This window comes from Ferroglobus sp. (assembly GCF_015521575.1).
Classification (GTDB): Archaea; Halobacteriota; Archaeoglobi; order Archaeoglobales; family Archaeoglobaceae; genus Ferroglobus.
This window is the reverse complement of record NZ_WANY01000246.1, coordinates 1-7,182: the sequence shown is the minus strand read 5'-3', so window position 1 is coordinate 7,182 and position 7,182 is coordinate 1. Positions and strand designations below refer to the sequence as shown.

Genomic DNA, 7,182 nt, shown 5'->3' with positions numbered 1-7,182 from the left:
TAACGCCGGTCTGAGCTTTTTCTTTCGCTTCTTTTCCACTCGAAATTATAACGAGCAATTTCACCATAGCGAAATTTCGTTAACGAAATTTTAAATATTTTAAGCAAAGCAAGTAAAGTTTCAAGTGGATGCGGGTGAGAGTGAGGGGGATTTACGCAACGGCTTTAACGAAAATTCTGCTTGAGGAGGGTGTAGGCGTTGCGCACAGCTCGAAGAAGATTAGAGAGCGATTCAATCTTCCGGAAAATAAAGAACCTCCAACTGTGACGATCAAAGATACCGATCAAAAGCACGGAGTTGTTATTGTGGGTGAATACGAACACGGAAAGAAAGTTTACGAGGTTCTAAAAGAGAGTATAGAGGACTCTTTTTCCTGGACGTCAAAACTTCCCCTCCATGCGATAGTTAAGGGAAGGGTCGTTAAGACTGAGAAGGGAAAGTCGGTTGTAGATCTCGGAGAGTACAGAGGAATTCTGAATGAGGAAGTGGAGGAGGGAAGCGAAGTTCTTGTTGACGTTGCGAGACCGTTTCTGCCCAATGAAAATTACGCTAAGCTTTCAACGAACTACACAGTTTACGGGAAATTCGTGGCTCTGATAAAAGGAGCTGGGAGGAGGGTAATTTTCAGCAAGCACATAACAAACAAGAGCCTGAGATCGGATTTGCTCAGACTTTCGGCTTTAACAAACATCAAGGACTGGAGCGTAAAGTGGAGATCTTCAGCTGTGATTGGAGAGTTTAGCGAAATGATAGAAGACCTTAATCAAACATATGAGAAAGCTGAAGAGATTATAAAAAAAGGAGAGAAAGCTGAAGTCGGAGAAATTGTTTACGAGGGTGAGTTCTTCTCGATTCTCTGCTTTGGTAAAGAAGCTAAAAAGAAATTAGATGACATTAGAATGAGTGTTCTTCCCACGATTGAGGGTCATCATTCCTTTAAATCAATGAATGAGAGCGAAGTGGTTGATTTGGCTGAGCACATTCTTTCCTTTGGTATCGGAGATAGGGAAAAGATATCAAAAGCTGTTAGTAGCTACGTGGTATCTCTGATGAGAGAGCAGTTGATAAGCATCGAGCACATTTCTCTGCTCAGCGGAGATGTAAAAAGACTCACTCCGGGGAAAGTTTTGGAAATCGATGAAGATTTATTCAGAATAAAAAGAATTTTCAAAAGTGGGGGAATTTACGATGGGTTAAACGTCGAAAAAAATCCGGGGGATTACGATTTGATGGAATTCTCTACTGAGCTTCCCTTCGTCCTTCACAAATATTTCGGAAGGGATGGAGAGTTCAAAGGAGTTTACGTAAACCTGAACACCCCTCCGGAGATTTCGAGAAATGCTGTTAGATATGTCGATGTGGAAATAGATGTTGTCGCTTCTGGGGAAAGGGTGGAGGTAATTGACAGAGACTCCCTTGAGAGGTGTTACGAGCTTGGGATAATTTCTGGAGAGCTGAAAGAGTACTACACAAACATTGCAGAGGACTTAAGGGATTTTTTGCTAAACTTTGAAGAGCTGCCTGAGTTAACTATAAGGGATCTTGAAAAAGCCGTTAAAACTTAGGGGTGTATCTCTCCGTGAGGGTTTATGTATCCTACTGGTGTTTGAGCTATAACGTTTTTCAAGCCGACGTCTTTAAGGACCTTCCAAACTTTAAACATCTCCTCAAAACTCGGTCTTTTTATTTTACTCTTGAACTCAGCCCGGTAATCGAGAGCACAAATCTGAACCTCGTCGCTCATCTCTGCTATCTTCTCTCCTATTTTCCTAACTTCCTCCAAAGAAATAAGTTCCCGATTGTAGGGAATTCCAACTCCAACAAAGATATCGTAATTCAAAGCACGCTTTAAAGCCTTCCAAGACGTTTTCAAATACCTCTCTCCAAGCTCTCCTCCTACTCCGGTAATTTTTTCGAATGTCTCCAGCTTCAGAGCTTTGATATCTATACCTATATCCGTCATTCCAGCCTCAACCAGCTCGTCTATGTAATCTTCGGTGAGAACTGTTGCATTGGTATCCACGTGTATTCTCGCCTTCTCATCCCTATTTAGTCTTTTCAGCTCCTTCACATAGCTAACGAGCCACTCTCTGTTCAGCGTGCACTCCCCTCCGGAAATTGCCATCCTGTCCACTCCAATCGATTTTCTCAAGGAAGTCATTCTCAAGGCGGCTTCCCTTGGACTCATAGGCTCCTCTTTCCCGCAATAAGTCGTTGTCCAGTTTTGACACTGAGGGCAACGCAAATTACATCCGCAAGCAAAACAGGCTGCTTCAATGTATCTTCTTCCCTTAATCCACCAAGGAGTGCCGACTCCACCAACTGGATGTCCGCTGAATCCGTGTACGGCTCTCAACAATCTTTTAACGTTTGTGTTTATTACCATACCTTCCTTCACCGGCGTTACGCAACTTTGCTTTAGTATTCCATTAACTTCGACGGCACAGCTCCAGCATCCTCCGACTTCGCATGGAGAGAAAATCGCATTCTTTTCTGGATATTTCGCGAATTTATACCCCAAAATTTCGAGGGCTTTCTTTACGGTTATCCCGGCTGGAACGGAAAATTTCTCCCCGTCGACAACTATACTTATCTCTTCCCTCTTCTCGACTTCTACCAATTCCACAGCCTCGTTCGGACATGCCAAATAGCAGGCTTTGCAGCCCACACATTCTTTAGATTGACAAACGTAATTCCAGCAGAAGTTGCATCCCACGCATTTGTCCGTCCTTACAGCTCTGTAAAACATCATACAGTGTTGGGATTCTCTCTTTGAATATTTTGTGCAGACTTGGAAAGGGTTAATACTTCATCATCAACTTTTATGAGGGGTGTCAACCTTTCAACGACTTCCCTCTTCCTCAAATTCCTGATCAGAGTCTTCTCGTGGTACTTTAAAGCCTTTCTCACGAGTCTTGGAAGATCGTTCAACTTCTCTCCAAAGAGAAAATTTCTGAAAATTTCATTCAGCTCTTCGAACCTAATTTTCTTCTTCCTCACGAGTTCTCTGTAAACTTCCCTTAACGTCGGTCTTATTTCAGCCTCTAAGTAGTGAAATCCGCAGCAGTTAGCCGTTTCAAGGTTGAACAAACCTTCTTTGCATAAAGCAAAATCGATTCCGTATTTTTTGCAAACGTTGCTTAACTCTTCAAGCTTCTCCGGAGCTTCGGCTTTTATTAAGCTCCCCTCGAAGGAGTAGTCGCTCCACTTATCCCAGTACTTCCCGTAAATGGAAAGTTCCCTCTTCTCGATCCTGAGCATTTCAACAGTAAGCTGATCAACTCCGTAATCTTTCAGCTTCTCAACGAACTCGTCGGCTTTATCGAAGGAGTAGTTCGGCAGAAAAGGTTGAAGCCTGACAATTTTTGGAGCTTCAATCGAAGACAAAGCTTCAAGTCTCTTCTCCACTTCTGGAGCTTTCTTCTCAAATTCCAAATTTTTCAACGAGCTTATCGAGATCTGAACAACTATCAAATTATCCTCAGCCATTCTATTTATCTGCTCCCTCCAAGGACTCTTGGAAATTCTATCAGACTTCGTGTTGAGGATAATCGGAACTTCGTTTTCCTCAGCAATCCTCATCAGCTTCAAAGAAACTTTTGCTATCTCTTCCAAATCTTGAAGAGGATCTGAAAGGGTTGCAAGCCGGAAAGCGATTCTCATATCGAGCTTCTTAGCAACTTTAGAGAAAATGCCGATGACTTTCGGATTAATTCCGAGGCTCTCCTTTCTATACCACCTTGCGTAGCAGTAGCTGCAAGAGAAGGGGCATGAAGTGTAGGGCTCAAGTCTGAAAATAGAGTAGCAGAGGGTGCTTATTATCTTGCTCGGATTTATCGCCAGCTCCATCTAAACTATTTTGAACCTCGCTTCACTTATCCTTTCTCCTCTGCATTTCGGGCATTTGCTCGGTTTAGGATTTTCGAACTCGAATCCGCAGTTCATGCATTTTGGTGGAAGCATGACCACTTGCAATCCTTTCCTCTTGAGAATTTTTGGAAGAGTTTTAATGACTCCATAAACCTCCTTCGCTTTCTCCGGATCTAAATCAAGTTCTCTGCATATTTCCGTCACGCTCATCTCTTTTTCCTTCAGAAGGTCGATTACTTTCTCCCTCAAACTCCTCTCCATAAACGACTTCTCCACTCTTTTTTCCCAAAAGAATTTTCGGGAAAGTATATATTTTAGCTCTCATCTCTTTAAACCATGGCGAAGATCTACTATGATAAGGATGCGAAGCTTGAGCTGTTGAAGGATAAGAAGGTGGCTGTTATCGGCTACGGAAGCCAAGGGCATGCGCACGCTTTAAATTTGAGAGATTCCGGTGTTGACGTTGTTATAGGGCTTTACAGGGGAAGTAAAAGCTGGAAAAAGGCTGAAAAAGATGGTTTTGAAGTTTACGAAGTGGACGAGGCTGTTAAGAAAAGCGACTTCATTTCGATGCTAATTCCTGACACGGTTCAGCCAGCCGTTTACAACAAGTACATAAGGGAAAATTTGAAGGAAGGGAGCGTTCTACTTTTCGCTCACGGTTTCAACATACACTACAACCAGATAATCCCGCCAAGCTACGTTGACGTCGTTTTGGTTGCACCAAAAAGTCCTGGACATTTAGTGAGGAGAATGTTCGAAGAAGGAAAAGGAGTTCCCGCTTTGGTGGCTGTCCATCAAAATTACAGCGGAAAAGCGATGGATTACGCTTTAGCCTACGCAAAAGGATTGGGATGCACGAGAGCTGGAGTGATAGAGACCACTTTCAAGGAAGAAACCGAAACAGATCTCTTTGGTGAGCAGGTAGATCTCTGTGGAGGAGTTGCCGAGCTTATAAAAGCTACCTTCGAAATTCTTGTTGAAGCCGGATATCAGCCGGAGGTGGCTTACTTCGAAGCTTTGCATGAGTTAAAGCTTATAGTTGATTTAATCTACGAGGGAGGAATTTACGCGATGTGGTATTCAGTTAGCGACACAGCGAAGTACGGTGGAATGACGAGAGGAAAGAGGATAATAAACGAGAGCGTGAAAGAAGAGATGAGAAAGATTTTGAAAGAAATACAGACCGGGGAATTCGCAAGGGAGTGGATCCTCGAAAACATGGCAGGAAGACCGAGCTTCTACAAGCTCCTTGAAATGGAGAAGAACCATCCGATAGAAAAGGTTGGAAAAGAGCTTAGAAAAATGATGCCGTGGATTAAAGGAATAGACGTGGATTAATCTATTTCTTCCACCTTTACCCTCCAAAGAGAGTTTACTATGCTTGCCGCTTTCGGATTTTTAAATCTCTTCCAAAGTTTTATGTCCTTTGGATAGCCTATGAACGGGTCGACGTACTTTCTCTCTTCATCGGCAACCCAGATGTAGAAACCCGACTTTTTCACTTCCTCCGAATGCCTCTTAAAGAATTTCAGAAATGGAAATATGTCCTTCTCAGTTAAAGTTACAACCGCATATTCCCCATCGTACTCCTCAGCGATTCTCTTATGGTGTTTCAAATCTTCGCTAACGTCCTCTATTAAAAATACGCTGACCGCATACTTATTTTTTCCGAGAAATTCCTGAAGAAAGCCGTTCTTTGAAGTGTACCCTTCAAAGAATTTAGTGAGCAAGTTTTTCACTTCTTCCAACGCTTTAATGTACCTTCTCGACTTTAGCATTTCTTCGTAGGCAAGGCTAACTTCATCACTTTCCGGTTTGCAAACGTGCAAATGATAAAACTTCTCTCCGTTTAATTCGAAGCATTCAGAGAAGTGCAAACTCTTAATGCTTATCGGCTCGTTTAAAAAGCTATTCTTCACCGCTTTTACCACATCGTCAAAGTTTTTTCCTATAGCCTCGCTTCCGAAAACTCTTAAGATCGCTCTTCTTGCTACTCTTTCGATTTCCCATTCACTAACGACGCTCCTTCCTGAAAGGAGGTTTGAGCACTCTTCCACGACTTTTTCGATCATTCTTATTAGCTTTTAAATAAAAAATACAAAACAGTTACGGTGTTGAGTTTGCGATAATCAAAGACGAAGTTTTCAGATCGCCTTTTTAGCTTTGACTCTGTAAAAGTTCTGGACGCAACCTTTTAATCAAAAATAATCGCGAGCCCTTAGCAAACCTCACTGCAAAAACTTCTTGAAAGCGGTCTCAGAGGAAGAATGTGAATGTTGCCATCACTGGAGCTTATGTTGACTTCAACCTCGTAAACTTCAGCCAAAACCTCCGGGCGGAGGACAGATTTTGCATCTCCATACGCTCGAACTTTTCCGTTGCTAATTATGACAATCTTATCTGCATACTTCGCTGCTAAGTTCAGGTCGTGTAGAACGACGATAGTGGAGATTTTCCGCTCCTTTGTGAATTTCTTGATGAGTTCGAGTATTTCAAGCTGGTTTCTCATATCTAAATTCGACACAGGCTCGTCCAAAAGCAGAACTTTCGGTTCTCTAACAAGAGCTTGGGCTATAAGCACCATTTGCTTTTCTCCTCCGCTTAACTGACTTGTGTATCTTTCCGCGTACTTTTCAAGTCTGAGTTCGGTGATCGTGTTCCGAACGATCTCAAGATCTTCTCTCTTTACTCTCCACGATAAATGTGGTAGCCTCCCGAGAAGGACTGCTTCGAAAACTGTCAAAATTCCGGGAATTGAATTTTCCTGCGGTAGATAGCTGACGATTTTTGTAGTTTCCTCTTTACTCAAATTTTTCCCGTCGAATAGCACGATTCCAGATTTGGGCTTTAGAATTTTCGCTATTATTTTCAAGAGGGTCGATTTGCCAGCTCCGTTTGGACCTACTATCGCTGTTATCTCTCCTGGATTAGCTCTAAAGCTAATTCCTTTTAGAATTTCATCCGAGGAGTTATACCCGAATTTAACCTCTTTTAGTTCAACAACTACCATACCTCTCTCCTCCCTTTTAATACGAGGAACAAGAAGAAGGGAATTCCAAGCATTGACGTTATTATCCCTATTGGAAATATAGCTCCCGGAACGATAGTTTTACTGGCAACTGCTCCGGCAGAGAGAATTAATCCACCGCATAAAATTGATCCAACAATTAAAAATCTTTGATCCTCTCCAAGGAGAATCCTTGCGATGTGCGGGGCGACGAGCCCGACAAAACCTATTACGCCAACAAAGCATATCGCCACTGAAGTAAGAATTGACACATAGAGCAGAATTTCCACTCTTAATGACTC

At 42.5% G+C, this 7,182-nt stretch carries 8 protein-coding genes; 2 read left to right on the top strand and 6 right to left on the bottom strand.

Annotated elements, in window-relative coordinates:
* The first annotated feature begins 128 nt into the window (after window positions 1–128).
* Window positions 129–1,565 carry a DUF402 domain-containing protein gene (locus F7C14_RS09915; RefSeq protein WP_290902426.1) on the top strand — a complete coding sequence of 479 codons (1,437 nt, stop codon included), beginning with the start codon at window positions 129–131 and terminating at the stop codon, window positions 1,563–1,565.
* Here F7C14_RS09915 and F7C14_RS09910 read toward each other — a convergent pair.
* From F7C14_RS09910 to F7C14_RS09900, 3 genes are read right to left on the bottom strand one after another with little or no spacing between them, the layout of a single operon-like run.
* Window positions 1,562–2,749, bottom strand: a complete 1,188-nt coding sequence (locus F7C14_RS09910) for a radical SAM protein (protein WP_290902424.1) — start codon at window positions 2,747–2,749, stop codon at window positions 1,562–1,564. The two genes, F7C14_RS09915 and F7C14_RS09910, sit on opposite strands and share 4 nt — an antisense overlap.
* The gene (locus F7C14_RS09905; RefSeq protein ID WP_290902422.1) at window positions 2,749–3,849 is read right to left on the bottom strand and encodes a radical SAM protein; all 1,101 of its coding nucleotides are present in this window, start codon (window positions 3,847–3,849) and stop codon (window positions 2,749–2,751) included. The genes F7C14_RS09910 and F7C14_RS09905 overlap by 1 nt, the downstream gene beginning before the upstream one ends.
* Window positions 3,850–4,131 carry a transcriptional regulator gene (locus F7C14_RS09900; protein ID WP_290902420.1) on the bottom strand — a complete coding sequence of 94 codons (282 nt, stop codon included), beginning with the start codon at window positions 4,129–4,131 and terminating at the stop codon, window positions 3,850–3,852.
* A 75-nt stretch (window positions 4,132–4,206) separates the two neighbouring features.
* Here F7C14_RS09900 and ilvC point away from each other — a divergent pair, with 75 nt between their 5' ends.
* Window positions 4,207–5,211 carry a ketol-acid reductoisomerase gene (gene ilvC / locus F7C14_RS09895; RefSeq protein WP_290902418.1) on the top strand — a complete coding sequence of 335 codons (1,005 nt, stop codon included), beginning with the start codon at window positions 4,207–4,209 and terminating at the stop codon, window positions 5,209–5,211.
* Here ilvC and F7C14_RS09890 read toward each other — a convergent pair.
* The 3 genes from F7C14_RS09890 to F7C14_RS09880 all read right to left on the bottom strand — a co-directional run.
* The gene (locus tag F7C14_RS09890; protein ID WP_290902415.1) at window positions 5,208–5,945 is read right to left on the bottom strand and encodes a hypothetical protein; all 738 of its coding nucleotides are present in this window, start codon (window positions 5,943–5,945) and stop codon (window positions 5,208–5,210) included. The two genes, ilvC and F7C14_RS09890, sit on opposite strands and share 4 nt — an antisense overlap.
* A 146-nt stretch (window positions 5,946–6,091) precedes the next feature.
* Window positions 6,092–6,883: an ABC transporter ATP-binding protein gene (locus tag F7C14_RS09885; protein ID WP_290902413.1), complete on the bottom strand. Its 792-nt coding sequence runs from the start codon at window positions 6,881–6,883 to the stop codon at window positions 6,092–6,094.
* Window positions 6,877–7,182, bottom strand: a 306-nt coding sequence (locus tag F7C14_RS09880) for an iron chelate uptake ABC transporter family permease subunit (protein ID WP_290902411.1), incomplete at its 5' end; no start/stop codon positions are given. The genes F7C14_RS09885 and F7C14_RS09880, both read right to left, overlap by 7 nt.

Bases quoted from the DNA above. Each gene is read 5' to 3' on its own strand.
- F7C14_RS09915 (WP_290902426.1), top strand. From the start codon at position 129: ATGCGGGTGAGAGTGAGGGGGATTTACGCAACGGCTTTAACGAAAATT.
- F7C14_RS09910 (WP_290902424.1), bottom strand. From the start codon at position 2,749: ATGTTTTACAGAGCTGTAAGGACGGACAAATGCGTGGGATGCAACTTC.
- F7C14_RS09905 (WP_290902422.1), bottom strand. From the start codon at position 3,849: ATGGAGCTGGCGATAAATCCGAGCAAGATAATAAGCACCCTCTGCTAC.
- F7C14_RS09900 (WP_290902420.1), bottom strand. From the start codon at position 4,131: ATGGAGAGGAGTTTGAGGGAGAAAGTAATCGACCTTCTGAAGGAAAAA.
- ilvC (WP_290902418.1), top strand. From the start codon at position 4,207: ATGGCGAAGATCTACTATGATAAGGATGCGAAGCTTGAGCTGTTGAAG.
- F7C14_RS09890 (WP_290902415.1), bottom strand. From the start codon at position 5,945: ATGATCGAAAAAGTCGTGGAAGAGTGCTCAAACCTCCTTTCAGGAAGG.
- F7C14_RS09885 (WP_290902413.1), bottom strand. From the start codon at position 6,883: ATGGTAGTTGTTGAACTAAAAGAGGTTAAATTCGGGTATAACTCCTCG.